The sequence below is a fragment of the Klebsiella sp. 10 genome (assembly GCF_018223925.1).
GTDB classification, from domain to species: Bacteria; Pseudomonadota; Gammaproteobacteria; order Enterobacterales; family Enterobacteriaceae; genus Klebsiella; species Klebsiella pneumoniae.
On sequence record NZ_JAGRRB010000008.1, the window covers coordinates 176,780 to 203,091 of the forward strand.

Sequence of the window (26,312 nt, forward strand, 5' to 3'; positions counted from 1 at the left end):
CCGTTACTGGTGAGTGACGACGATCAGACGCAGCGCGTCCAGACGCCATCCGGCCTGCGCCAGCGCATCCATCACCTGCTGACGGTTGCTTTCGATCGCCGCCAGTTCGTCGTCACGGATGTTCGGGTTCACCGCCTTCAGCGCTTCCAGACGCGACAGCTCCGCCGTCAGCTTTTCATCGGCTTCGTTACGCGCCGCGTCGATCAGCCCCTGCGCCGCTTTGGCGATCTGCGCTTCACCCTGCTGCAGAATCGCATGAACGTCCTGCTGCACCGCATTGACCAGCTTGCTACCGGTATGGCGGTTGACCGCGCTCAGCTGGCGGTTGAAGCTTTCGAACTCCACCTGCGCGGCGAGGTTGTTGCCGTTTTTATCCAGCAGCATGCGAACCGGGGTCGCCGGCAGGAAGCGGTTGAGCTGCAGCTGCTTCGGCGCCTGCGCTTCGACGACATAGATCAGCTCCAGCAGCAGGGTGCCGACCGGCAGCGCCTTGTTCTTCAGCAGGGAAATGGTGCTGCTGCCGGTATCGCCGGAAAGGATCAGGTCCAGACCGTTGCGTATCAGCGGGTGTTCCCAGGTAATAAATTGCGCATCTTCACGCGACAGCGCCACGTCACGTTCGAAGGTGATGGTGCAACCGTCTTCCGGCAGGCCCGGGAAATCCGGCACCAGCATATGGTCGGAAGGGGTGAGGACGATCAGGTTTTCACCGCGGTCGTCCTGGTTGATGCCGACGATATCGAACAGGTTCATCGAGAAAGCGATCAGGCTGGTGTCGTCATCCTGCTCTTCGATGCTCTCCGCCAGGGCCTGGGCTTTCTCGCCGCCGTTGGAGTGGATCTCCAGCAGACGGTCGCGGCCCTGCTCCAGCTGCGCCTTCAGGGCATCATGCTGTTGGCGGCAGGATTTGATCAGATCGTCAAAGCCGTCGGTGGATTCCGGCGCCGCAAGATAGTTGATCAGTTCATCGTGCACGCTGTCGTAGACGGTGCGACCGGTCGGGCAGGTATGTTCGAAGGCGTCGAGCCCTTCGTGATACCAGCGCACCAGCACCGACTGCGCGGTTTTTTCCAGGTACGGAACGTGGATCTGGATATCGTGCGCCTGGCCGATACGGTCGAGACGACCGATACGCTGCTCCAGCAGATCCGGGTTAAACGGCAGGTCGAACATCACCAGGTTGCTGGCGAACTGGAAGTTGCGTCCTTCGGAGCCGATCTCGGAGCACAGCAGCACCTGGGCGCCGGTGTCTTCTTCAGCAAACCACGCCGCGGCGCGGTCGCGTTCGATAATCGACATCCCTTCATGGAACACCGCGGCGCGGATGCCTTCGCGCTCGCGCAGCACCTGTTCCAGCTGCAGGGCGGTGGCGGCCTTAGCGCAGATTACCAGCACCTTCTGCGAGCGATGGCTGGTCAGGTAACCCATCAGCCACTCGACGCGCGGGTCGAAGTTCCACCAGGTACCGGTATCACCTTCAAATTCCTGATAGATCTGCTCCGGATAGAGCATGTCGCGCGCGCGCTCTTCCGCGGTTTTGCGCGCGCCCATAATGCCGGACACTTTGATGGCCGTCTGGTACTGGGTCGGCAGCGGCAGACGAATGGTGTGCAGCTCGCGTTTCGGGAAACCTTTGACGCCGTTACGGGTATTACGGAACAGCACGCGGCTGGTGCCGTGGCGGTCCATCAGCATCGAGATCAGCTCCTGGCGCGCGGCCTGGGCATCTTCGCGATCGCTGTTGGCGGCCTGCAGCAGCGGCTCGATATCCTGCTCGCCGATCAGATCGCCCAGGGTATTGAGTTCGCTATCGCTCAGCTTGTTGCCCGCCAGCAGCAGCGCGACGGCGTCGGCCACCGGACGGTAGTTCTGCTGTTCTTCGACAAACTGTTCAAAATCGTGGAAGCGGTTCGGATCCAACAGACGCAGGCGCGCAAAATGGCTCTCCATTCCCAGCTGTTCCGGCGTCGCGGTCAGCAGCAGGATACCCGGCACGCGCTCAGCCAGCTGTTCAATAGCCTGATATTCACGGCTCGGCGCCTCTTCGCTCCACACCAGGTGGTGCGCTTCGTCGACCACCATCAGGTCCCACTCGGCGTCGCACAGGTGCTCCAGGCGCTGCTTGCTGCGACGCACGAAGTCTAAAGAGCAGATCACCAGCTGTTCGGTTTCGAACGGATTGTAGGCATCGTGCTGCGCTTCGGCGTAGCGCTCGTCATCGAACAGCGAGAAACGCAGGTTGAAACGGCGCAGCATCTCCACCAGCCACTGGTGCTGGAGGGTTTCCGGGACCACGATCAGCACGCGCTCTGCGGCGCCGGAGAGCAGCTGCTGGTGCAGGATCATCCCGGCTTCAATGGTTTTACCTAAGCCCACTTCATCGGCCAGCAGGACGCGCGGCGCGTGACGACGGCCCACATCGTGGGCAATATGCAGCTGGTGCGGGATCAGGCTGGTGCGCTGGCCGCGCAGGCCGCTCCACGGCATGCGGTACTGTTCGCTCTGGAACTTGCGCGCGCGGTAGCGCAGGGCAAAGCGATCCATACGGTCGATTTGGCCGGCGAACAGGCGGTCCTGCGGTTTGCTGAATACCAGTTTGCTGTCGAGCAGCACTTCACGCAGGGTGACGTTCGCTTCCTGGGTGTCCAGGCGGGTGCCAGTGTAGGACAGCAGCCCGTTCTCTTCATTCACTTTGTCAACGTGGAGCTGCCAGCCTTCATGGCTGGTGATGGTGTCGCCCGGGTTAAACATTACGCGGGTGATCGGGGAATCGTTGCGAGAGTACAGACGGTTTTCGCCGATGGCGGGGAAAAGGAGAGTGACCATGCGCGCATCCAGCGCTACCACCGTCCCTAATCCTAGTTCGCTCTCTGTGTCGCTAATCCAGCGTTGACCAAGTGTAAAAGGCATATATGTTCGGCTCTTTAGTTCTTTAATTGCAGGCAATAGTTGATCATCTCCATGAACAATCGGAGATGCGTCAAAATTGGGGCCAGGAATGGAAAGGGCGCTATATTACTGGATGGCAGAACGTTCGTCACGTTCTCCTCACGCTTCATTTTTAGGCTTTCGTGCCCGTGGAATGGGTGACAAAAAATCAAAATAGCCCCAACTGTCCTGTCACTATTGTAGCAAAGTCATCGTTGACGAAGGGCAGGATCCCTTCCGCCACCGGCTGCAACTGCTTTGTTAAATAGTGATCGTAATCGAGCGGCGACTGCTGGTAATCCACCGGCTCCGGGCCGCTGGTGGTCCAGACGTATTTGATGGTGCCGCGCTGCTGATACTGCTGCGCCCGCCCAAGCTTCAGGTTGTGTTCATCGGCAAGCCGGGCGGCGCGCACGTGCGGCGGTACGTTGCGCTGATACTCCGCCAGCGGCCGGCGCAGGCGTTTGCGATAAACCAGCTGTTCGTCGAGCTCGCCGTTCATCAGCCTGGCGATAGTCTCCCGCACATAATCCTGATACGGCTGGTTGCGGAAGATGCGCAGGTATAACTCCTGTTGAAACTGCTGGGCCAGCGGCGTCCAGTCGGTACGCACCGTTTCCAGCCCCTTGAACACCATGCGCTGGGCATCGCCCTCCTGAATCATCCCGGCATAGCGCTTCTTGCTGCCGGTATCGGCGCCGCGGATCGTCGGCATTAAAAAGCGGCAGAAGTGGGTTTCATACTCCAGCTCCAGGGCGCTGGTCAGCTGGCTTTTACCAAGCTCCTGCGCCCACCAGGCGTTGACGTCGCTGACCAGCTCGCGGCCGATCTCCGCCGTCTGGGCTTCGCTATGCGGGCGTTTCAGCCAGACGAAGGTGGAATCGGTATCGCCGTAGATAACGTCGTAGCCTTTGGCTTCAATTAGCGCTTTGGTCTGGCGCATGATCGCATGGCCGCGCATGGTAATCGACGAGGCGAGACGCGGGTCGAAGAAGCGGCAGGCGCTGGTGCCCAGCACGCCGTAGAAGGCGTTCATGATAATCTTCAGCGCCTGGGAGAGCGGCTTATTGTGCTGGCGTTTGGCTTCATCCCGGCCGTGCCAGATCTGGCTGACAATCCCCGGCAGGCAGTGCTTATCTCGCGAGAAGCGGGCGCCGAGGAAGCCCTCGATACTGTGCTGGTCATCGGGTTGCGCCAGCCCTTCAACCAGGCCGACCGGATCGATTAAAAAGGTACGAATAATCGACGGATACAGGCTTTTATAGTCCAGCACCAGCACCGAGTCATACAGGCCGGGGCGGGAGTCCATCACGTAGCCGCCGGGGCTCGCCTGCGGCGGTACGTCGCCGAGATTCGGCGCCACGTAGCCCAGGCGGTGCATGCGCGGGAAATAGAGATGGCTGAAGGCGGCGACCGAGCCGCCGTGGCGGTCGGCGGGCAGACCGTTGACCGTCGCCCGTTCGAGCAAAAACGGCATGATCTCCGTTTTGTGGAAGATCCGCGTCACCAGCTCGCAATCCTGCAGGTTATAGATGGCCAGCGCCGGTTTGTCTTCATGAAACCGGCGCTCGATCTCATCCATCCGATCCCATGGGTTGTCGATGGCTTTGCCTTCTCCCAGCAGCTCGCGGGCCACCGCCTCCAGCGAAAAGGAGGAGAAATTCCAGAACGCCGATTTTAGCGCGTCGATGCCGTCGATAATCAGCCGCCCGTTGGCCTGGGCGAAATAGACGCCGTTCTTAAAGCCGTGCTCACGCCACTCCAGCTCGCTGTTGCCGCGGCCGAGCCGCAGCGGGATACGATAGCGTTCGGCGTGCTTTTGCAGAACGCGCAGATCGAACTGCACTACGTTCCAGCCGATCAGCACGTCTGGGTCGTGTTCGGCAAACCAGGCGTTAAGCTTTTCCAGCAGCAGGGGACGGCTGGCGATGAAGACCAGCTCGAAGTCGACGTCTGGCGGCGTTTCCGGTTCGGGGCCCAGCATGTAGACCACCCGCTGGCCGCAGCCTTCCAGACCGATGCAGTACAGCTCGCCGTGGCGGCTGGTTTCGATATCCAGCGACACCCATTTCAGCGGCGGACGATAGTCAGGGTTCGGCTTCATGCGCGCGTTGACCAGCTGCGAGCCGCGCGTTTCGCCTTCCACCCACACCGGGGCGGTGATAAAGCGCTCCATCAGATAGCGCTCCGGCGGGCGGATATCGCCTTCGTAAACGGTGACGCCGCTGTCGCGGAGCATCTTCTCCAGACGCATCAACTGGCGATGGGCGCGGCAGTAGAGGCCAACAATTGGCTGACGGTGGAAATCTTTCAGGGCCAGCGGGGCGAAGCGGAGCCCTTTCTCCCCCTGCAGCAGCCGTTCAGCCTGCGCCCGCTGCGCTTCGGGAATAAAGGCGACGGACTCCTGCGGCGGGAGGGTTACCTGCAGCGGACCGTCGTCGGTGGCCAGCCAGAAGGAGAGCTCGGTGCCCTGCGGAGTGTCCCGCCAGTGACGGGTGAGTAAAAATCCTGCTCGTGGCTGGGTCACGGGTATTCTCGCCGATAAAAAACCAGGCCTGATTATAGCCTGGTTTCATGAGGGGCGCTGGGGTTTTATACAGGTGTTCGGCGCTAATGTTGCCCCGGATTGCGGCTTGCGCCTTATCCCGGTTACCAGATGGCGCAGAGCCCTGGCCCTGCTAAGCGCAGCGCGAGCAGGGTGATTATTGGCCGTAGTAGGCTTTGGCCCCATGCTTACGCAGATAGTGCTTATCCAGCAGGGTCTGCTGCATAGCCGGCAGCTGCGGCGCCAGCTGGCGGCAGAAAATCCCCATATAGGCGATCTCTTCCAGCACGATGGCGTTATGCACCGCGTCTTCGGCGTTCTTGCCCCAGGCGAACGGGCCGTGGGAATGGACCAGCACGCCGGGCATCTGCGCCGGGTCGATTCGCTGCTGGCGGAAGGTTTCGACAATCACGTTGCCGGTTTCCCACTCATAGTCGCCGTTGATCTCCGCATCAGTCATTAACCGGGTGCAGGGCACCGGGCCATAAAAGTAGTCGGCATGGGTAGTGCCGGTCGCGGGAATAGATTGCCCGGCCTGCGCCCAGATGGTGGCGTGGCGCGAATGGGTATGCACAATGCCGCCCAGCGTCGGGAAAGCCTGATACAGCAGGCGATGGGTCGGGGTATCCGACGAGGGCTTTTTATTACCCTCTACCACTTCGCCGCTCTCCAGACTGACCACCACCATATCGTCGGCGGTCATCACGCGGTAATCCACACCGGAGGGTTTGATCACGAACACCCCTTTCTCGCGGTCGACGGCGCTGACGTTGCCCCAGGTTAAGGTCACCAGATTATGCTTTGGCAGGGCCAGGTTAGCTTCCAGCACCTGGCGTTTAAGATCTTCTAACATAGTGTGCTCCGAATAGCAGGCGAGTCGGGTATCCCTCACCCCGACCCTCTCCCGGCGGGAGAGGGAGAAAGGCGGCATGGCGCCCGGTCGGTCCCCTCTCCCCAACGGGGAGAGGGGAAGGGTGAGGGGACAGCCTCTTAGCGTTTTGAACCGTAATACACTTCATTCCAGCGCAGCGCGTCCTTGAAGGACGGCAGACGGGTATCGTTGTCAATGACGGTCAGCTCGATATCATGCAGCTCGGCGAACTGGCGCATATCGTCGAGGTTCAGCGCATGGCTGAAGACGGTATGGTGCGCGCCGCCGGCGATGATCCAGGCTTCCGACGCGGTACGCAGATCCGGCTGCGCTTTCCACAGGGCGTTGGCCACCGGCAGCTTCGGCAGATCGTGCGGCGTTGGGACGGTTTCGATGGTATTGACCAGCAGACGGAAGCGGTCTCCCAGGTCGATCAGGCTGGCGACGATCGCCGGGCCGGTTTGAGTATTGAAGATCAGGCGCGCTGGATCCGCTTTGCCGCCGATGCCCAGCGGCTGAACGTCGAGGATCGGTTTCTCGGCAGTGGCGATCGTCGGGCACACTTCCAGCATGTGCGAGCCGAGCACCAGATCGTTACCATTGTCGAAGTGGTAGGTGTAATCCTCCATAAAGGAGGTGCCGCCCTGCAGACCAGTTGACATCACCTTCATGATGCGAAGCAGAGCGGCGGTTTTCCAGTCGCCCTCGCCGGCAAAGCCGTAGCCCTGCTGCATCAGGCGCTGTACGGCGAGACCCGGGAGCTGTTTCAGGCCGTGGAGATCTTCAAAGGTGGTGGTAAAGGCGTGGAAACCGCCCTGTTCGAGGAAGCGTTTCATCCCCAGCTCAATGCGCGCGGCGTCCAGCACGTTCTGGCGCTTCTCGCCGTGAACCTGCGCTGCCGGGGTCAGACGGTAGCTGCTCTCATATTCATCGACCAGGGCGCTGATATCGCCGTCGCTGATGCTGTTCACCACCTGCACCAGATCGCCGACCGCCCAGGTGTTCACCGAGAAGCCAAACTTAATCTGCGCGGCGACTTTATCGCCGTCGGTCACCGCCACTTCGCGCATGTTATCGCCGAAACGGCACACTTTCAGATGACGGGTATCCTGTTTGGAGACCGCCTGACGCATCCAGCCGCCGATACGCTGGTGGGCCTCTTTATCCTGCCAGTGGCCGGTGACCACGCTGTGCTGTTGGCGCATACGGGCGCCGATGAAGCCGAACTCGCGGCCGCCGTGCGCGGTCTGGTTCAGGTTCATAAAGTCCATATCGATGCTGTCCCACGGCAGCGCGGCGTTGTACTGAGTATGGAACTGCAGCAGCGGCTTATTGAGGATGGTCAGGCCGTTGATCCACATTTTTGCCGGCGAGAAGGTATGCAGCCAGACCACTAACCCGGCGCATTTGTCATCGTAGTTGGCGTCGCGGCAGATATGGGTGATCTCGTCCGGGGTGGTGCCCAGCGGCTTAAGGACCAGTTTGCACGGCAGTTTGGCTTCCGCATTCAGGCTGTTCACCACATGTTCGGCATGCTTCGTCACCTGGCGCAGGGCTTCCGGGCCGTACAGATGTTGGCTGCCAATAACGAACCATACTTCATAGTTATCAAAAATCGTCATTTTCGTATCCTTAATGGGTGAGCGCTGCCTGAGATTGCGGGGCTTTTTCCGCCTTTGCAGCCGAAGGGAGATAGTGTTGTTCCGCGCTGACCGACCACTGCTGGTAGCGCTGATAGAGTTGTTCGAAACGCTGTGCCTGCGCCGGACGCGGCTGCAGGGTAGTTTCCACCTGGCTTGCCATCCGCTGTTGGGCGGCTGGAATATCCTCATAGATGCCGGCGGCGACGGCGGCGAAGATAGCCGCCCCCAGCGCGCAGCACTGATCGGAGGCGACAATCTGCAGCGGACGGTTCAGCACGTCGCAGCAGGCCTGCATGATGACCTGGTTTTTCCGCGCGATACCGCCAAGCGCCATGACGTTGTTAACCGGGATCCCCTGCTCGGTGAAGCACTCCATAATGGCGCGAGCGCCGAAGGCGGTGGCGGCGATCAGACCGCCGAACAGCGCCGGCGCGTCGGTGGCCAGGTTAAGGTCGGTGATCACCCCTTTCAGGCGCTGGTTGGCATTCGGCGTGCGGCGGCCGTTGAACCAGTCGAGCACCACCGGCAGATGCTCCAGCGATGGATTGTTGGCCCAGGCTTCGGTGAGCGCCGGCAGTAACTGTTTTTGACTGGCTTTGATTTGCTCGCGCAACGCCGGCTGCTGCTGAGCCAGCTGCTCCAGCGGCCAGCCGAGAATGCGGCCAAACCAGGCGTAAATATCGCCGAAGGCGGACTGGCCTGCCTCCATGCCGATAAAGTGTGGAACCACGCTGCCGTCGACCTGGCCGCAGATGCCTTTGACCGTGCGCTCGCCGACGCTCTCTTTATCGGCGATCAGAATGTCGCAGGTGGAGGTGCCGATGACTTTCACCAGCGCGTTAGGCTGCGCGCCGGCGCCAACGGCGCCCATGTGGCAGTCGAAGGCGCCGCCGGAGATGGCCACACTCTGCGACAGACCCAGGCGCTGGGCCCACTCTGCGCTCAGCGTGCCGACCGGCACATCGGCCGTCCAGGTATCGGTGAACAGCGGCCAGGCCAGATGCTGGTTGATGATGGGATCAAGCTCATCGAAGAAGCTGGCCGGCGGCAGACCGCCCCAGCTCTCATGCCACAGCGATTTATGTCCGGCGCTGCAGCGGCCGCGGCGCAGATCCTGCGGACGCGTAGTACCGGAGAGCAGGGCGGGCACCCAGTCGCAAAGCTCTACCCACGAGGCGGCTGCATGGGCGACAGCGCTATCTTCGCGAGTGACGTGGAGGATTTTGGCCCAGAACCATTCGCTGGAGTAGATCCCGCCGATATAGCGCGAGTAATCCTCTTTGCCCGGCTGGTGGCACAGGCGGGTGATCGCCTCGGCTTCCTCGACCGCGGTGTGATCCTTCCACAGGACAAACATGGCGTTAGGGTTGTCAGCGAATTCTTCGCGCAGCGCCAGCACGTTGCCCTCGGCATCGACGGGAGCCGGAGTTGAGCCGGTGCTGTCGACGCCAATGCCCACGACGTCGGCGCGCTGTTCGGCGCTCAGCGAAGCGAGCACGCTTTTCAGCGCCGCTTCCATGGACTCGATGTAATCTCGCGGGTGATGGCGGAAGCGGTTGTTAGCGCCATCGCAATACTGTCCTTCCCGCCAGCGCGGATACCACTCCACGCTGGTCGCCAGCTCTGCGCCGGACGCGCATTCCACCGCCAGAGCGCGGACTGAGTCACTACCAAAGTCGAGGCCAATCGCAATTGCCATCTTGTTACTCCATGCAGAAATCATTCATGCAGCAACAGTAGATATCCCCGGCAAAATCCGTCAGGCCGGATTCGCTAATCTTATGGATTATTTTGCTGTTACCTTGCAAAGTGTGACGCCGTGCAAATATTCGATGTGGACTTTTCTGCCGTATTTATAGACACTTTTGTTACCCGGCATATCACGGTGGAATGCACGCTACTGGCGCTTTTTTCGCTTGCTGTGCGGGTTTTTCGCCAAATTCCCACCGCCGTCGCAGTCGCGACAGGGCCGAGAGCGATAAAATGATGAATATGGACAATTGGTGCCACTGATACCTTCGGGGAGAACCACGCGTATGGCCGAAACGCAAAACGATCCGCTGCTGCCGGGCTACTCTTTTAACGCTCATCTGGTTACCGGCCTGACGCCGATTGAGGCGCAGGGATACCTGGATTTCTTTATCGACCGCCCGCTGGGTATGAAAGGCTATATTCTCAATCTGACGATTCGCGGCGAGGGGGTGATCAACAACCACGGCGAACAGTTTGTCTGCCGGCCGGGCGATATGCTGCTGTTCCCGCCCGGGGAAATTCATCACTATGGCCGCCATCCCGACGCCAGCGAGTGGTATCACCAGTGGGTCTACTTCCGCCCGCGCGCCTACTGGCACGAGTGGCTCAACTGGCCAACGATTTTTGCCCAGACCGGCTTTTTCCGTCCGGATGAACAGTGGCAGGCGCGCTTTGGCGAGCTGTTCGGCCAGATCGTTGATGCCGGGCAGGGGGCGGGGCGCTATTCCGAACTGTTGGCGATAAACCTGCTGGAACAGCTGCTGCTGCGGCGGATGGAGGCGATCAACGAATCGCTGCATCCTCCGCTGGACAACCGGGTGCGCGACGCCTGCCAGTACATCAGCGACCATCTGGCGGACAGCCATTTTGATATCGCCAGCGTCGCCCAGCACGTCTGCCTGTCGCCCTCGCGTCTGTCGCACCTGTTCCGCCAGCAGCTGGGGGTCAGCGTCCTCGGCTGGCGGGAGGATCAGCGCATCAGCCAGGCCAAACTGTTGCTCAGCACCACGCGGATGCCGATCGCCACCGTTGGGCGCAACGTCGGCTTCGAAGATCAGCTCTATTTTTCCCGCGTGTTTAAAAAATGCACCGGGGCCAGCCCGAGCGAATTCCGCGCGGGTTGTGAATAAAAAGTAAAGAAAGTGAAATGATGACCCGCTTAAATGTCACAGCCAGTAAACTATTAAGACAATTGATGGCTTGACGACGGCGCGATGGCTTCGGAGAATCCGGGCTTCGTTTTTTAACCGGGTACATTATGCAAGCATTGCTCGAACACTTTATTACCCAATCCACGGTCTACTCATTGTTAGCCGTGATGCTGGTGGCCTTTCTCGAGTCGCTGGCGCTGGTGGGGCTTATCTTACCCGGCACGGTGATGATGGCTGGCCTTGGGGCGCTCATCGGCGGCGGCGAAGTTAACTTCTGGCAGGCGTGGCTGGCGGGGATTGTCGGCTGCCTGCTGGGCGACTGGATCTCATTCTGGCTCGGCTGGCGCTTTAAGAAGCCGTTGCACCGCTGGTCGTTTATGAAGAAAAACCGCGCCCTGCTGGAGAAAACCGAGCATGCGCTGCATCAGCACAGCATGATCACCATTCTGATTGGCCGCTTTGTCGGACCGACGCGTCCGCTGGTGCCAATGGTCGCCGGGATGCTCGACCTGCCGGTGGCCAAGTTCGTGCTACCGAATATTATCGGCTGCCTGCTCTGGCCGCCGCTCTATTTCCTTCCGGGCATTCTCGCCGGGGCGGCGATTGATATTCCGGCTGATGAAAACAGCGCCAGCTTTAAATGGCTGCTATTGGGGGCGGCGCTGCTGGCCTGGCTGGCGGGATGGCTGTGCTGGCGGCTGTGGCGGAGCGCGAAAACCTCAGGCGATCGGCTGACCCGCTGGCTGCCGCGCGGCCGACTGCTGTGGCTGTCGCCGCTGATGGTCGCGCTGGCGGCTACAGCGTTAACATTTGTCTTCCGCCATCCGCTGATGCCGGTCTATCTGGCGATCCTGCACAAAGTCATCGCGCGCTGATCCCCATCAAATGCGAGGCGCTGCTGTGGCCGCTTAACAGCTCGGCGGTGGCGCCATCCCAGACAATGCGCCCTTCGGCGACCACCATCGAGCGCGGCGCGATGCGCGCGGCGTCCTCTACGCTGTGGGAGACCATCAGCAGGGTGAGCTGCTGCTGCTCGCAGACATCGGCGACCAGGGACAGCATCTCCTGGCGCAGTGCCGGATCGAGCGCCGAGAAGGGTTCATCCAGCAGCAGCACCGGCTGCTGGCGCACCAGACAGCGGGCCAGCGCCGCGCGCTGCCGCTGACCGCCGGAGAGCTCGCCGGGCAGACGTTCCAGCAGCGCATCAATTCCCATCTGTCCAGCTATCGCCGTGACCTGCGCCTGCTGCTCGCGGCTCAGTTTAAGGCCTGGGTGGATCCCGAGGCTGATATTTTGTCGAATGGTCAGATGGTTAAACAGGTTATTCTCCTGAAACAACATCGAGACCGGACGCTGCGCCGGCGGCGTCGCGTTATGCGCCTCGCCGTTAATCAGCAGGCTGCCGCTGGCGGGTGGCAGAAACCCGGCGATCAGATTCAGCAGGGTGCTCTTTCCGGCGCCGCTGGGACCGAGCACCGCGATGCGCTCCCCGCGCGCGACGTCGAGGGTGAAGCGCATCGGCAGATGCTGGTATAGCCAGGTCACATCATTGAGTTTTAGCATCACGCCCCGGAAGTTTTTCAATCAGCGTAAACAACAAGAAACAGAGCAGCAGCAGGAGCAGGGCGGTGACGGCCCCGTCCTGGCTGCGGTAGGCGCCTATCTGCTGGTACAGATAGAAAGGCAGGGTGCGGAACGCCTCGTTGCCGAACAGCGCCACCACGCCGAAATCGCCAATCGACAGTACGCAGGCGAAGGCGAGCGCCTGGGCCAGCGGGCGCCGGAGAGCGCGAAGCTCGACCACCCGCAGCCGGGCAAAGCCTTCAATACCCAGCGACTGGCACAGCATGCTGTAGCGGGCGGCAATGTCGCGCATCGGGTTTTCCAGTACTTTCAGCGCATAGGGGATCGCCATCAGGGCATTAGTGAAGATGACGATGCCGTCGGCGGACTCCGGCAGGCCGATAGTGTTATTGAGCAGCAGGAAGAAGCCGGTCGCCAGCACAATTCCCGGCATCGCAAGGATCAGCATGCCGCTCAGCTCCATTGCCTGCCCGGCCAACGGCCGCTGGCGAGCGCGCAGCTCCCGGCTGCTCCATAACAGCATCATCGTCAGGGTCACGCTCAATAGCCCGGCGGCGATGGCGATGCGTAGAGAGGTGCTCAATGCCTGCCAGAGCGCTGGCTGCGCCAGCACGTCCAGCATATTACGGTTGATCCCGTCGACGATGACCGCCAGCAGCGGCGGGAGCAGCAGCAGCAGGGCGGCGCCGATCAGCAACCCGTCGCTCAGGCGGCTATGCAGGCGATCGTCAGGGTCGCGCCAGCCGCGCACATGGCTGACGCCGATGGCGACGGCTTTACTCAGACGCTGGCTAAGCAGCACCAGCCCAAGGCAGCAGAGCATCTGGATCAGCGCCAGCATTGCCGCTCGCGCCGGATCGTAGTCAAAGCTCAGCGCCTGGTAGATAGCCAGCTCGATCGTGGTGGCTTTCGGGCCGCCGCCCAGCGAGAGCACGGTGGCGAAGCTGGCGAAGCAGAGCATAAAAATCAGCGCGGCGACGGCGGGAATGTGCCGGCGCAGCCACGGCCATTCGACGAGGCGGAAGAAGGCATAGCCGCGCATGCCAAGCTGGGCGGCAATTTGCCGCTGCTCGCCGGGAATGTTCTCCAGCGCCTGCAGCAGCAGGCGGGTCGCCATCGGCATATTGAAAAAGACGTGCGCCAGCAGGATGCCCTGCAGACCGTAGGGCGAGAACTCCCATTGCCAGCCGAGCGCGTTAAATAGTGAGGCCAGCCAGCCCTGGCGGCCATAGACGCTGAGGATACCGAACACCGCCACCAGCACCGGCAGGATCAGGGTCATCGCGCACAGGCGCAGCAGCAACGTACGGCCCGGGAAGCGACGCCGGTAAAGCGCGCGGGCGAGAAAGATGGCTGGTCCCACCGAGATCAGCGCTGACAGCGACGCCTGCCAGAAGGAGAAGCGGACCACATGCCACAGGTAGCTATCGCTGAAGACCGATTGCCAGCCCGCGCCGGGGGCGCTAAACCACAGCGCCAGAAACGCCGCCAGCGCGACAGCGCACAGCAGCGTAGCGGCGAACAGGCCCGGCATCAGCCCGCGAAGGTTTAGCGGCTGACGGCGCGTTGCCATGCGCTAATCCAGGTTTGACGCTCGCTGGCGACCTGCTGCGGGGTAAAGGACAGGGTGGTCTGCGGCTTCACCAGGGTATCAAACCCGGCCGGCAGGGTGACCTGGGTCACCGGATACATCCAGTTGCCGGTAGGGATGGCGTTCTGGAAGCCAGGAGATACCATAAATTTGAGGAATTTTTCCGCCAGTTCCGGCTGCTTGCTGGCGGCGGTACGCGCGGCAACTTCGACCTGCAGATAGTGGCCCTCGGCGAAGCTCGCCGCCGCATAGTTGTCTTTCTTCTCTTCAATCATGTGGTAGGCCGGCGAGGTGGTATAGCTCAACACCAGGTCGCTTTCCCCTTTCAGGAACAGGCCATAGGCTTCGCTCCAGCCTTTGGTGACGGTAACGGTTTTCGCGGCCAGCTTCTGCCAGGCCTCGGGCGCTTGATCGCCATAGACCTTTTGCATCCACAGCAGCAGGCCCAGTCCCGGGGTGCTGGTACGCGGATCTTCATAGATGACCCGCCATTTTTGCGGGCCCTCGACCAGCTCTTTCAGGCTCTTCGGTGGATTAGCCAGTTTGTTTTTGTCATAGACGAAGGCGAAATAGCCGTAGTCGTAGGGAACAAAGGTGTCATTATCCCAGCCGCCCGGCACGCTGACCGCGCTGGCGGGTACGTTGCTTTTGGCAAACAGTTTACTCTGCGCCGCGGCTTCCAGCAGGTTGTTATCAAGGCCAAGCACAACGTCGGCCTTGCTGTTTTTGCCTTCCATGCGCAGGCGATTCAGTAGCGAAACGCCATCTTCCAGCGCGACGAACTTCAGCTCGCAGCCGCACTCCGCTTCAAAGGCTTTTTTGACCGCCGGGCCGGGGCCCCAGTCGGCAGAGAAGGAGTCATAGGTATAGACGGTAAGAACAGGCTTAGCCAAAGCGGGCATGGCGACCAGCGCCAGCAGCGGGAGTAATTTTTTCAACACTTTGCACCTCAGAAAAAAGGGGTGGCAAAGGATTTTGAGTGAGCCTCAAATCCCTTCGCCGGCGTTATCCGGATCAGGTTCGACGGGTATTTTCTCAGCCCATGCGCTTCATCCTTCAAGCCGCATCTGCGTTAGCTTCGCGCGTTCACCCCAGTCACATAGTTATCTATGCTCCAGGGGATTCACCCGCTTGCTGCCTTGATGCAACTTGAATGATATTGCGTATGTTTATTAGCACCCCGTTGAGAACGGCCTTAGTGTAATGATTTTGTCAGATGACGGAAAGCGCTTACGGCTCCGGCGGCGCAAACCATGCGGATTTAAAATCGAACCAGCCGAGGGTATTCATCCTCACGCCGCGCATACTGCGCTGACCCTGAATCATCAGCCAGTGGTGGATCAGCGGCACGATATGTTGCCCGGCCAGCAGCCGCTGGCTCCAGGTGGCCGGATTAAACTCTCCTGCTCGCCAGCGGCAGGCGTCTGCCTGCCAGTCAATGGGGATGCAGCGCTGAATCAGCGGGACTTCGTACAGATAGGCGAAGAGCGAAAATTCGATCGGTAAGGTGAAGTTCACGCTGTTGAGCCAGATATCGCTGACCACCTCGCCGCGATGCCAGGCATCGTACTCCAGCTCCTGGATCTCCAGCTTTACCTGATGCGCCGTCAGCAGGTCGCGCATGATCCCGCCGATCACCCGATGTTCGACGTGATCGCGGTAGTAGGTAAGGGTGACTGTCTCCAGCCCCGCCGGCTTCTCGCAGGCGTGGTTGCTGGCGTGATGCCAGCGCGGCAGCAGGCCGTAGGCGGGAAACCAGTTGCCCTGGTAGTGTTCGCCCGCATGGTAGAGCAGGTTGGCGGGCTGAAACAGATAGCTTAGCCAGCGGCGCACCGCGTCGTTGGCCCCCAGCGGGCTTCGCGAGTCGAACAGCAGGTAATAGCAGCCCTCTTCCAGGCGACTCTCCACCGCTTTTTCGCTTTCGGTATTGCCCTGCAGCGTCAGGCCGCCGTTGGGCTCTTCGCTAATCTCCGGCAGCACCCAGACGTTCACCTCATCGATCAGCGCCCGGTAGCCAAAATAGTCCTCAAAGGCATGGATCTTGAGCTGATTCTGGTTGTTACGCACCACGGCATAGGGGCCGGTGCCGACCGGCATGGAGGAAAAGTGGTTCATGGTCTGCCACTCCTGCGGCAGCACCATCGCCGGCACCTGCCCCAGCAGCCAGGGCAGCCAGCGGTCGGGCTGGCGCAGATGAATATCCAGGGTCCAGGCGGTGGGCGATTCGATGCGTTCGATATGTGAATAGAGCGGCAGGGCATTGCTGCGCTGCAGAGAGGCGATCACATCGGCCATCTCCAGCTCACGGCCATGGTGAAAATGGATGCCCGGGCGGAGGAAAAAGCGCCAGTGGGTGGGCGACAACTGCTGCCAGTGGTGGGCAATATCGGCTTCCAGTTCCCCATTTTCCTCATTTACCCGCGTCAGGGCGCTGAAAATCTGCCGGGCAATATGCGTTTCCGAACGCCGCAGCGCGCTACCGGGCAGCAAATTCTTCATTGGTCGGTAGTAGAGCACGCGCAGGATGTGCCGCCCCTGGCGGAAGCTGCGGCCGAGATGCGAGACCAGCATCTGGCGGACGGCAGCCTTATCGCCGACCAACTGCACCAGCTGATCGATGCGATCCTGCTCAAGGAGATCTTCGGCACGTTGCTGCTGCAGGGCGAGGCCGGTATAGAGAAAGGTTAGCCGCGAACGCTTGCCGCGGCCTGCCTCCGCTTCCCAGGTCAGCCAGCCGCGGGACTCCATCATATTGAGCAGGGTGCGCATATGGCGGCGCGAGCAGCTCAGCATTTCCGCCAGCTCGTTAAGGGTGGTCTCCTGCGACTTGCCGTCGCAGCACTGCCATAGGCGAATGAACTGTTGTTGCAGACGGCCGGAAGACATAAAAGGGGAACTCCTGCGCAAAACTCAGCAATTTATTACTTCCTATATTAAGCCAATAATGAATCCCGATGAAGCGAGGAGGTGAATATGATGAGGTCTACCGCAAAATCGTTCTACCAACGCTACTTTTCTGCGACGCAGGAAGCGTCCTGGCTGGCCCGCCTGATGGCAGGACGACAGCAGGAAATTCTGGGGGAACTGATGCAGTGGGGAGTGACGTCAACGACCTCTGATCATTGACTTGCAGACATCATGTGTGACTGAGTATTGGTGTTATACTCGTCGTTTTTCAAACTGCAGGTGCGCTGTCGATGTTTCCTGGGCCGTATGTTCTGGCTGCGTGATTCGCCTCTACGGGACTCACCTTTTCAGGGCCAGCGCGAGCGCGGCGCAAAATGGTTAACCGTTTTGTCCTGCAGCATGAAATCCATAGAGTATAGAATCACCCGCCAGCAGAATGCCTCTGCTGGCTTTTTTCGTTTTCTTCGCGTGTGTTAAGGACATTCCATGCTGTGGTTGATGACGATGGGACGACGGCTTAACGGCGTCTATGCCGCCTTTATGCTGGTTGCTTTTATGATGGGCGTGGCGGGCGCGTTGCAGGCGCCGACGTTGAGTTTGTTTCTTAGCCGCGAAGTGGGGGCGCAACCGTTCTGGGTGGGCCTGTTCTATACCGTAAACGCCATCGCCGGGATCCTGGTTAGCCTGTGGCTGGCCAAGCGCTCCGATAGCCGCGGCGACCGGCGGCGGTTGATTATGTTCTGCTGTCTGATGGCGGTGGGTAATGCGCTGCTGTTTGCCTTCAACCGCCACTATCTGACGCTGATCACCTGCGGCGTGATGCTGGCATCCATTGCCAACGCCGCCATGCCGCAGCTCTTCGCGCTGGCGCGGGAGTACGCCGACAGCTCGGCGCGGGAAGTGGTGATGTTCAGCTCGGTCATGCGCGCCCAGCTGTCGCTGGCTTGGGTGATTGGCCCGCCGCTGGCCTTTATGCTGGCGCTCAACTATGGCTTCACCACCATGTTCTCCATTGCGGCGGGCATTTTTGTCATTAGCCTCGCTCTGATTGCCATCAAACTGCCTTCGGTTCCGCGTGTGGAACAGCCCTCGGAGGAGGCGGCGGCGCTAGCGCAGGCCGGCGGCTGGCAGGACAAGAACGTGCGTATGCTGTTTATCGCCTCCACCCTGATGTGGACCTGCAACACCATGTACATCATTGATATGCCGCTGTGGATCAGCAGCGATCTCGGGCTTCCCGACAGCCTGGCCGGGATCCTGATGGGCACTGCCGCCGGGCTGGAGATACCGGCGATGATCCTCGCCGGCTACTACGTAAAGCGCTTTGGCAAACGTAAAATGATGGTGGCGGCGGTGGCCGCCGGCGTGCTGTTTTATGCCGGACTGATCCTGTTTCATGGTCGCACGGCGCTGCTGGCTCTGCAGCTGTTCAATGCCATCTTTATCGGCATTATCGCCGGGATAGGCATGCTGTGGTTCCAGGATTTAATGCCGGGACGGGCGGGAGCGGCGACCACCCTGTTCACCAACAGTATTTCCACCGGCGTGATCCTTGCCGGCGTGATGCAGGGGGCGCTGTCCCAGAGCTATGGTCACGCCAGCGTCTACTGGACGATCGCGGCCATTTCGCTGGTGACGCTGTTTTTGACCAGCAAGGTGAAGGATATCTGACTACTCGCCCCGGCATCGCCGGGGCGACCAGGCCTACTTGAGTTCGATACGCTTAATGTCGCCGATGATAAAAATGTAGGCAATCACCCCAATCAGCGCCGTCAGGCCGACGTAGATCAGCGCGTAAAAGAAATTACCCGTGGCGGAAATAATCACACCAATTATCAGTGGTGCGATAATCGAGGCCATATTGGCACAGAAATTAAATATGCCGCCGGTGAGGCCTGCCATATTTTCCGGGGCAATATCCGAAATTAAGGTCCAGCCCAGACCGACCATCCCCTGGCCAAAAAAAGCCACCGACATGATAATAATTACGGTGCTATTGGCGCTTACCCAATTCGCCGCGATAATACAGCTGGACAGCAATAAACCGGAAATTATTGGTAACTTTCGACTGATGTTGACGGAGCCGGTTCGCTTCAACAACCGGTCGGAGATCCAGCCGCCGAAGAGGATGCCAATCGCGGCGGCAAGGAAGGGCCAGGTGGCGAAGAAGCCGACGTGCAGCCATGGAAGATGGCGCTCGTTGGCGAGGTAGCTGGGAAACCACGTCAGGAAAAAGACCAGTGTGGTGTTGCCGGCGAACTGACCCAGGCTGGCGCCGAGGATCTGGCGACAGCCCAGCAGGCGTCTGGCGTCACGCCAGTTAAATGGAACGTTCTGGATTTTATTGTTAATGCTGCTTGCGCCGATATACTCCAGCTCCGCTTGATTAGCCGTGCGCGATTCATGCGGTTCATGATAAAAACGCCACCACACTAAAGTAAATAAAATACCTAATCCGCCGGTGAGGAAAAAAAGCGTTCTCCAGCCATGATGTTCGAGAATTAAAAATAACAGCGGCGAGAAAGCGGCCAGCCCTATATATTCACCAACTGTATACGTTGCCGTTGCCCGCGCGCGCTCATGCTGAGGGAACCAGGTGCTGACGATGCGGCTGTTGGCCGGAAAGCAGGGCGCTTCGCTGACGCCGAGTCCCAGGCGCAGAAGCAGCAGGGATTTTAGGCCGAGGGTGAAACTTTGCAGCAGGGTAAACAGCGACCAGAAGAAAATTGACAGGGCATAGGTCACTTTGTTGCCAAAGCGGTCTAAAAACATCCCGCCGGGGATCTGCGCCAGCGCATAAGTCCAGGCGAAGGCGGAGAAGATGATGCCCATCATCGCCGGATCGATATGGATTTCTTTGCTTAACTGTGGCGCTACAATACCCAGGATGGTACGGTCGAGATAATTTATCATCGTTCCGACGGAGAGTAGCAGCAGAATAACTATCCGTACGCGGCTTCTTTTTTTCGCCCCCGATGTGGAAGTGAGGACTTCCTGAGAGTTTGACATACTCATAGCGAGTTCCTTTAAAGTTTAAAATATTTTTGCATATATTCTAATATGCAAAAATATCTCAAGGAGCTATAGGTAGTATCTATGAATGGCAATGCCTTGTGGCACATTCATGCCCTTCGCCAAATAATATTTGATGTAACGCCGATATTTACCCGTTCATGCGCATTATTGGTGGCTTGCATGGTATATTAGCGTCAGTGCATTTATTCTTATATTATACGGGTAAAAATAATGAACCTAAAGCAACTTTGTTATTTTAAACGTCTGTCTGAAACTGAGCATTACACCGAAGCCGCCTCCAGTCTGTGCATCACCCAGCCCTCGCTAAGCCACGCGATATCGGAGCTGGAGAAGGAGTTAGGGGTCGCGCTATTCGCCAGACAGGGGCGGAACGTAAAAATTACCCAAAACGGCAAGCGTTTTTTGCCGTATGTTGAAGATGCGCTGGCCTCGCTGGAGAACGGACGCATGATATTGCAAAAAAATGGCGCTGAGAATAAAGAGAATATTCGCATCGCCTTTATTTACACGATGGGGGAGTATGTTGTTCCACAGTTAATTAATAAATATTCTCTTTCACCTGAATGTCACAATGTGACTTTTTCTTTTACTCAAGGGACATCGCTGACGCTGTTGCAGGAGCTGAAGGCCGGAAAAGTCGATCTGGCGATCTGCTCTTATATTGCCGATGAACCCGATATCGATTTTATTCCGGTGATCCAGCAGGAACTGGTGGTGGTCACGGCAAAGGATCATCCGCTGGCCCGGCTATATGAACATGAAGTCGATCTGGTGGAGACGATTCATTATCCGTATATCTATTTTTCAGAAAATAGCGGCTTACGTCCGTTTATCGATAATGTATTTATGCAGCAAAAGCTGGTGCCGGAGATCGCCTGCTATGTGGATGAGGATACGGCGATGGCCGGGCTGGTGAGTATTGACTACGGGATCGCGATTATGCCGCGCATCACCGCGCTCTCCTATTACAATGTCCATATCCTGAAGATTAAAAACACCATCCCCCCCCGCTATATCTATCTGGCGACCATGAAAGACAAGGGGCTCTCTCCGGCGCTGGAGTCATTTAAAAATGTGGTTATCCACGACAGCCAGAAGATCTGTTAACGGATGGCCCGGATGTGACCTCCGGGCCATCCGGATATCAGGAGAGAATATCCATCACTTCACGCAGCTTAGCGATGGCGATCTGCCCCGGCGCGGAGGCCTGACCAACGGTACCGAAGGTCATCGCCGAACCGAACAAGCGCCCGGTGACCCGGCTAACGCCACCGGATTTGCCCATCGACATGGTGATCAGCGGACGCGTCGCATACTTCTCTTTCATGGTCAGCGTGGCGGCGAGCAAGGTGAGTACGTCCTGCGGCGACTGCGGCATCACCGCGATCTTCGGCAGATCGGCCCCCAGATCCTGCATGCGGCGCAGGCGATAGATAATATCTTCCTGAGCGGGGGTCTTATGGAAATCATGATTACTCATGATCACCTTGACGCCCGCGGCATGCGCATCGTCAACCAGCGCGCGGATCTGCGCTTCATCATTGAACAGTTCGATATCGATAACATCAACCAGTCCACTGCGTGCGGCCTCGCGGTTGAGCGCAAAATAGGCTTCGTCGCTGAGCTCGGTTTCGCCACCTTCTTTCTTACTGCGGAAGGTAAACAGCAGCGGAAGCGCTTTCAGCGCGCCACGGATTTCCGCCAGCGCGGCCATCACCTGGGCCATCTCTCTGACCTGGGCAAAGTGGTCAACGCGCCATTCGATAATATCAGCGCCGGCATCGACCAGGCCGTGGGCGTTACCCAGTATCTCATCCAGGGTTTTACCGATCAGCGGTACACAAATGAGGGTTTCCCCTTCCTGAAAGGTGATGTTCTTTACGGTTACTGCATTTGTCATGTAGGTATCCATTATTTTTCGCGTTGTACTTCAGGCGGTGACTGCGGTGCGTGATACTTTTTGCGCCGCCCGAGCCTGCAGTTGACGATAGCCGATGTACAGGGCGATCACAAAGCCGATAACGGCGATCAGAAAATCAAACCACATAATGCTGGCAATACTGATCTGCGAAAGCTTTGCGGTGATCAACGGGATCGTGAAGCTGGCGATACTGCCGGCAGTGTAGAAGATGCCGGTTGCTTTGCCTTTTCCGTTCGGGAAGCTCATCGCCATGATTGTCGCACCCAGCTGCAGCACTCCGCCAGCGGCGGCAAAGCCGATGACAAAAGCAAAGCCGGTCACCATCATCGGCGTCGGGAACAGGCACACCAACAGCAGCGAAATCATCGACAGGCCAGTATAAATAATCATCGCAATGGCCGAGCTAAACACCTCTTTGACGAAGGCGGCAGTTACAAAGACGCAGACCAGCGAGCCGACGGTATAGATGCTAAGCAGTTTAATCGCCGAGGCATAGGGCAGGCCGACGACGAACTGGCCGTACTGCGCCAGCCATTGGCTGACCAGATAGAAGGTCGCCATGCCGATATAACCGTACAGGGTGAAGATCACCATATCCAGCTTATTAGCCTGTGGCTGGACGGCTGTTTCCGCCTGTGCCGTAGGGGCTTCCTCTTTTTTCGCCGCCTGGCTGTCAGGGAACGGCATTTTAAGCAGATAAATCCCGCTCAGTACAAAGAGCGCTGCCGCAATCACGAACGACCAGCCGAACCACAGATTTGCCCATATCAGGAAGCTGATAATGAACGGCAACAGGAACTGCCCTGCAGAGACGAAGGCTTTGATCAGCACGTTGGCCCGGCTGGCAGAGTGCGGGAAAGATTCCATCAGCGCCGGATAGGTACCGGAGTCGAGGAAGCTGTTCGCCAGGCCCGCCATAATGCCGAACACGTAAGCCAGATAGATATTTTTGGTCAGCAGGATGCCGACGAAAAAGATCAGGTAACTCAGGATCCCAAGATAGATAAAGGGCTTGCGACCGAAGCGATCCGAGAGAAATCCGGTCACGATGGTCGCTAACTTACCAATACCTAACGAAGATATAACGATCGATACGCCGGCTTTGTCTGTTCCCCACTGTTCCTGAAGATGGGCCATGTTGAGGGTGATTAACAGCACCCCCATACCGTGGATCAGGTAGTTGAGATACAGCCCTGCCGCAGTAGGGATGTATTTATTTTTCATCATTCGCCTCTTAGAACAGAATGCTCTTGATGTAATCAACCGGCATCTGTTTGCCCGTCCAGATTTCGAACGCGCGCGCGCCTTGCCACAGCATCATCCCCAGGCCGTTCAGCGTGCGGCAGCCTTTTTTCTCGGCCACTTCCAGCAGGTGGGTTTTGCGCGGGTTGTAGACGACGTCGGAGACGATCAGGTCCGGACGCAGGAAGCTGTCGTCAGGTAGCAGCATCTGGCCTTCGAACGGCTTCATGCCGACCCCGGTGGCATTGGTCAGGATCACGCTGCTGTCAATTTCGGCGCGCAGTTTGTCATGATCGTCGAGATCGAACAGATGGATCTCGCAGTCGGTGTTGTGGCGGATCTTGGCCACGGTTTCTTCTGCGTTAGCGAAGAATTTATCGCGACGGTTAAAGATGGAGATCGCCTTCACGCCATCCAGTGCTGCCTGGACGCAGAGCGCCGTTGCCGCGCCGCCGGCGCCGAGTACGGTCATCTTCTTGCTGATGATATCGATACCGGCTTCGCTAAGGGCGCGCATGTAGCCGGTGCCATCGGTGATATGTCCGGTCAGTACGCCGTCGTCGTTGACCACGGTATTGACCGCCCCGACCAGCTGTGCCGCCGGCGACAGTTTATCGAGATACTGGCAAATCTCGGTTTTGTTCGGCATAGAGACGTTAAAGCCGCGCAGCTTCATCGCCCGGAAGCCCTGCACCACGTCTTTTAGCTCCTGGTTACCGACTTCAAAAGCGAGATAGACGTAGTCCAGCCCGAGATGGGCGAAAGCCTCGTTGTGCATGGTGGGCGACATGCTGTGACGAATCGGGGTGGCGATCAGGCCAATCAGCTCAGTGTGTCCAGTAATACGTTCTGCCATGACAAAAATCCTCAATAAGTTAGAAAGGGAATTCGTTGTGCTTCGCGGCTGCCCAGCGCACCCATGTCTTCCAGTGCATCCAGTACGTTGCGGCCTTCGCGGACGCCATCGATAATGCGTCGCGCCATCACGCTGTCGCCGATGTTCATGATTTTGACGTTATTGGCATTGGCCCAGCGCTCGATCTCGTCGAGACCCGTCCGGTTGGCGCGCATCCCCAGACAGACAAAGCCGTAGTCGAAGGGAATATCGAAGGTTTGCTGTGTATTTTTCACCTGGAAATGGTCGGCAGCGACCGCCATCAGTTGGGTATTCATGTGCTGTTCGACCTGGTGCTCGTCGAGCATGGTCAACATGGCATTTTTGGTAATGATGTCGAGATCGCGACCGGCGGCGTCCTGCATCTCGATTAGCACCGCCTGTGCGCCGCGAGCGGTAAAGTATTCGATAACGTCAAGGCCAACGGCGCCGGCGCCGACTACGGCGATGCGTTTGCCCTTGATATCGGTAAATTTCGCCAGATTGTCGATCATGCCGGTAATGGAAAAGATCTTGCCGTTCTCGACGTCAATGTTTTCCCGCAAGCCTTCAATGGGCGGCAGCAGCGGCGTTGAGCCGGTGGCGTTGACAATCAGATGCGGACGCAGGGCGGAAACTGAAGCCACGTCGGCCCGCTTGCCGATCTGCAGCATCAGGTTGTCCAGCGAGGCGATACGATTTTTCATAAACTGCGGGAAATCAGCGATGCGTTTTTTCTCCGGCAGGCGGGAGATTTCGTTGGCGAGGCCGCCGACGTGGTTTTTCGCTTCCAGCAGCCAGGTATGGCAACCAACTTCCGCCGCGGTGCAGGCGGCTTCCATCCCGGCGGTGCCGGCGCCGATGACCACCACGTTAGTGTCGCGATTCACGCGCCGCATTTTATAGGCGTCACCGTGAATAATATCCGGGTTAATCGAACAGCGCAGCGGGCGCGAGCGGGCGATGCGATGGTCGGCGCAGCCGATGTTGCAGGAGATACATTTGCGCATCAGACGCTCTTTTCCGCCTTGCACTTTCTGCACCCACTCCGGCTCGGCAATCAGACCGCGGCCAATGGCGATAAGATCGGCATCGCCGCTGGCGAGGATATCTTCGGCTACCTGTGGAGTGCGAATATTGCCGGCGATGACCGTGGGTTTATGGAATTTATCGCGCACCGCGCGGGAGAGATAGCGCTTCCAGCCATCCTCCAGCGACATCTGATCGATTTGCAGATTCAGGTTGTCGTTCTGCGCCGCAGAGACGTTGATGATATCGACCTTCTCCTGGCAGAGCTCAAGAATACGCAGGGAATCTTCGAGGGTATTGCCGCCCTTGAGGAAGTCGTCGGCGCTGATGCGCAGGCTGACCGGAAAACGCGGCCCCACGCAGGCGCGAACCTTATCGACAATCAGACTCAGTATCCGAGTGCGATTTTCGACGCTGCCGCCAAATTCATCAGTGCGCTTATTAAACAGCGGCGATAAAAACTGGCTAATTAAATAGGAGTGACCGGCATGAATTTCGACGCAGTCAAAACCTGCGCGCCGAACGCGCTCCGCGGCGTCACCAAATTTCTCTACCGCATGATAAATTTCCTCATGGGTCATCGGACGCGGAATATTACCGTGCTTCTTCGACGGCGTTGTAGAAGAGGAGAGCGGCGTCTGGCCTTCCAGTCGGTAGGCATAAGCGGAAGCGCCGGCATGATTTAACTGAATGGATACGCAGGCACCATGTTTATGCAGGGTCTCGGTTAATTTAAACAGCCGTGGAATATATTGATCGTTATCGATGCGCAGTTGGGTGGTGCCGTTGGAGGCGAAGGGGAAATCAATACAAATATTTTCGATGGTGATAAGCCCGGTGCCGCCTTTGGCCCGCAGTTCGTAGTATTCCAGCTGTTCCTGCGACACCTCGCCATTGAGCGTGGCCATATTGGTGCCCATAGGGGGCATAATAATGCGGTTTTTTAACGTCATACCGTTGATGGTCAACGGACTGAAAAGGTGCGGATAGTGGCTCATCTCTTCTCTCCACAGGAGGCCGGGAGGCCGATATGCGGGGCCCAGGCGTGTCCTTAGTTAATATTTCTCTGTGGCAAAAGATAACGAGGGGAAAAATCGAAAAATAATGTTTTTTTTTGTGCATAGCCATAGGGGTTCTCTATGAGATTAACGCTTTCTTCACATTCTTATATTTTTATATTAAATACTCGTGCCTTATTTTTACTTGCAGTGCAGGGAAAATACATAAACAGTGCTGGA

Annotated in this window: 19 protein-coding genes and 1 riboswitch; of the genes, 5 read left to right on the forward strand and 14 right to left on the reverse strand. The window is 58.5% G+C overall.

The window, feature by feature from the left end; translation table 11 throughout:
* Positions 1-3: 3 nt before the first annotated feature.
* The 5 genes from rapA to araB all read right to left on the reverse strand — a co-directional run bounded on the left by rapA (position 4) and on the right by araB (position 9,686).
* A complete protein-coding gene (gene rapA, locus KHQ26_RS09735) occupies positions 4-2,910 on the reverse strand; it encodes an RNA polymerase-associated protein RapA (protein WP_004178574.1) in 2,907 nt (968 codons plus the stop codon).
* A 187-nt stretch (positions 2,911-3,097) separates the two neighbouring features.
* Positions 3,098-5,455, reverse strand: a complete 2,358-nt coding sequence (gene polB, locus KHQ26_RS09740; protein WP_049125623.1) for a DNA polymerase II — start codon at positions 5,453-5,455, stop codon at positions 3,098-3,100.
* A gap of 175 nt (positions 5,456-5,630) precedes the next feature.
* Positions 5,631-6,326, reverse strand: coding sequence for an L-ribulose-5-phosphate 4-epimerase (gene araD, locus KHQ26_RS09745; protein ID WP_016531719.1), 696 nt, complete (start codon positions 6,324-6,326; stop codon positions 5,631-5,633).
* A 137-nt stretch (positions 6,327-6,463) separates the two neighbouring features.
* The gene (araA, locus tag KHQ26_RS09750) at positions 6,464-7,966 is read right to left on the reverse strand and encodes an L-arabinose isomerase (protein ID WP_004177424.1); all 1,503 of its coding nucleotides are present in this window, start codon (positions 7,964-7,966) and stop codon (positions 6,464-6,466) included.
* Between the two features lie 10 nt (positions 7,967-7,976).
* A complete protein-coding gene (gene araB / locus KHQ26_RS09755; protein WP_029496938.1) occupies positions 7,977-9,686 on the reverse strand; it encodes a ribulokinase in 1,710 nt (569 codons plus the stop codon).
* Between the two features lie 337 nt (positions 9,687-10,023).
* Here araB and araC point away from each other — a divergent pair, with 337 nt between their 5' ends.
* A complete protein-coding gene (araC, locus tag KHQ26_RS09760; RefSeq protein WP_004145972.1) occupies positions 10,024-10,869 on the forward strand; it encodes an arabinose operon transcriptional regulator AraC in 846 nt (281 codons plus the stop codon).
* A 128-nt stretch (positions 10,870-10,997) separates the two neighbouring features.
* Positions 10,998-11,765 (forward strand): DedA family protein, encoded by a 768-nt coding sequence (locus tag KHQ26_RS09765; protein ID WP_002888373.1) that lies wholly within the window; start codon positions 10,998-11,000, stop codon positions 11,763-11,765.
* On the opposite strand, the gene thiQ is transcribed toward KHQ26_RS09765, so the two are convergent.
* The 4 genes from thiQ to sgrR form a co-directional block, all read right to left on the reverse strand.
* Positions 11,752-12,453 (reverse strand): thiamine ABC transporter ATP-binding protein ThiQ, encoded by a 702-nt coding sequence (gene thiQ, locus KHQ26_RS09770; protein ID WP_004145970.1) that lies wholly within the window; start codon positions 12,451-12,453, stop codon positions 11,752-11,754. The genes KHQ26_RS09765 and thiQ overlap by 14 nt on opposite strands.
* Complete coding sequence (gene thiP / locus KHQ26_RS09775) at positions 12,437-14,047, reverse strand: thiamine/thiamine pyrophosphate ABC transporter permease ThiP (RefSeq protein ID WP_002888430.1); 1,611 nt, start codon at positions 14,045-14,047, stop codon at positions 12,437-12,439. Before thiP ends, thiQ begins: the two co-directional genes overlap by 17 nt.
* On the reverse strand, positions 14,023-15,006 hold the full coding sequence (gene thiB, locus KHQ26_RS09780; RefSeq protein WP_002888444.1) for a thiamine ABC transporter substrate binding subunit: 984 nt from the start codon (positions 15,004-15,006) through the stop codon (positions 14,023-14,025). Before thiB ends, thiP begins: the two co-directional genes overlap by 25 nt.
* A 32-nt stretch (positions 15,007-15,038) precedes the next feature.
* Positions 15,039-15,258: riboswitch (TPP riboswitch) on the reverse strand.
* A gap of 37 nt (positions 15,259-15,295) precedes the next feature.
* Positions 15,296-16,951 carry an HTH-type transcriptional regulator SgrR gene (gene sgrR, locus KHQ26_RS09785; protein ID WP_002888446.1) on the reverse strand — a complete coding sequence of 552 codons (1,656 nt, stop codon included), beginning with the start codon at positions 16,949-16,951 and terminating at the stop codon, positions 15,296-15,298.
* 87 nt (positions 16,952-17,038) lie between these two features.
* Between sgrR and sgrT the strand changes: the two genes are divergently transcribed.
* Complete coding sequence (gene sgrT, locus KHQ26_RS09790) at positions 17,039-17,191, forward strand: glucose uptake inhibitor SgrT (RefSeq protein WP_002888448.1); 153 nt, start codon at positions 17,039-17,041, stop codon at positions 17,189-17,191.
* Between the two features lie 267 nt (positions 17,192-17,458).
* Positions 17,459-18,643, forward strand: a complete 1,185-nt coding sequence (locus KHQ26_RS09795) for a sugar efflux transporter (RefSeq protein WP_004147046.1) — start codon at positions 17,459-17,461, stop codon at positions 18,641-18,643.
* A gap of 33 nt (positions 18,644-18,676) precedes the next feature.
* Here the strand turns inward: KHQ26_RS09795 and KHQ26_RS09800 are convergent, their stop codons facing one another.
* Positions 18,677-19,987 carry an MFS transporter gene (locus KHQ26_RS09800; protein ID WP_004151366.1) on the reverse strand — a complete coding sequence of 437 codons (1,311 nt, stop codon included), beginning with the start codon at positions 19,985-19,987 and terminating at the stop codon, positions 18,677-18,679.
* 231 nt (positions 19,988-20,218) lie between these two features.
* Between KHQ26_RS09800 and KHQ26_RS09805 the strand changes: the two genes are divergently transcribed.
* Positions 20,219-21,115: a LysR family transcriptional regulator gene (locus tag KHQ26_RS09805; RefSeq protein WP_032411141.1), complete on the forward strand. Its 897-nt coding sequence runs from the start codon at positions 20,219-20,221 to the stop codon at positions 21,113-21,115.
* Positions 21,116-21,152: 37 nt separating this feature from the next.
* On the opposite strand, the gene aroD is transcribed toward KHQ26_RS09805, so the two are convergent.
* From aroD to KHQ26_RS09825, 4 genes are read right to left on the reverse strand one after another with little or no spacing between them, the layout of a single operon-like run.
* Positions 21,153-21,908, reverse strand: a complete 756-nt coding sequence (gene aroD, locus KHQ26_RS09810; protein WP_004177420.1) for a type I 3-dehydroquinate dehydratase — start codon at positions 21,906-21,908, stop codon at positions 21,153-21,155.
* Between the two features lie 30 nt (positions 21,909-21,938).
* Positions 21,939-23,153, reverse strand: a complete 1,215-nt coding sequence (locus KHQ26_RS09815) for an MFS transporter (protein WP_004222656.1) — start codon at positions 23,151-23,153, stop codon at positions 21,939-21,941.
* Positions 23,154-23,163: 10 nt separating this feature from the next.
* The gene (locus KHQ26_RS09820) at positions 23,164-24,027 is read right to left on the reverse strand and encodes a shikimate dehydrogenase (RefSeq protein WP_020805144.1); all 864 of its coding nucleotides are present in this window, start codon (positions 24,025-24,027) and stop codon (positions 23,164-23,166) included.
* An 11-nt stretch (positions 24,028-24,038) separates the two neighbouring features.
* The gene (locus KHQ26_RS09825; protein ID WP_016529137.1) at positions 24,039-26,072 is read right to left on the reverse strand and encodes an FAD-dependent oxidoreductase; all 2,034 of its coding nucleotides are present in this window, start codon (positions 26,070-26,072) and stop codon (positions 24,039-24,041) included.
* Positions 26,073-26,312: the final 240 nt, after the last annotated feature.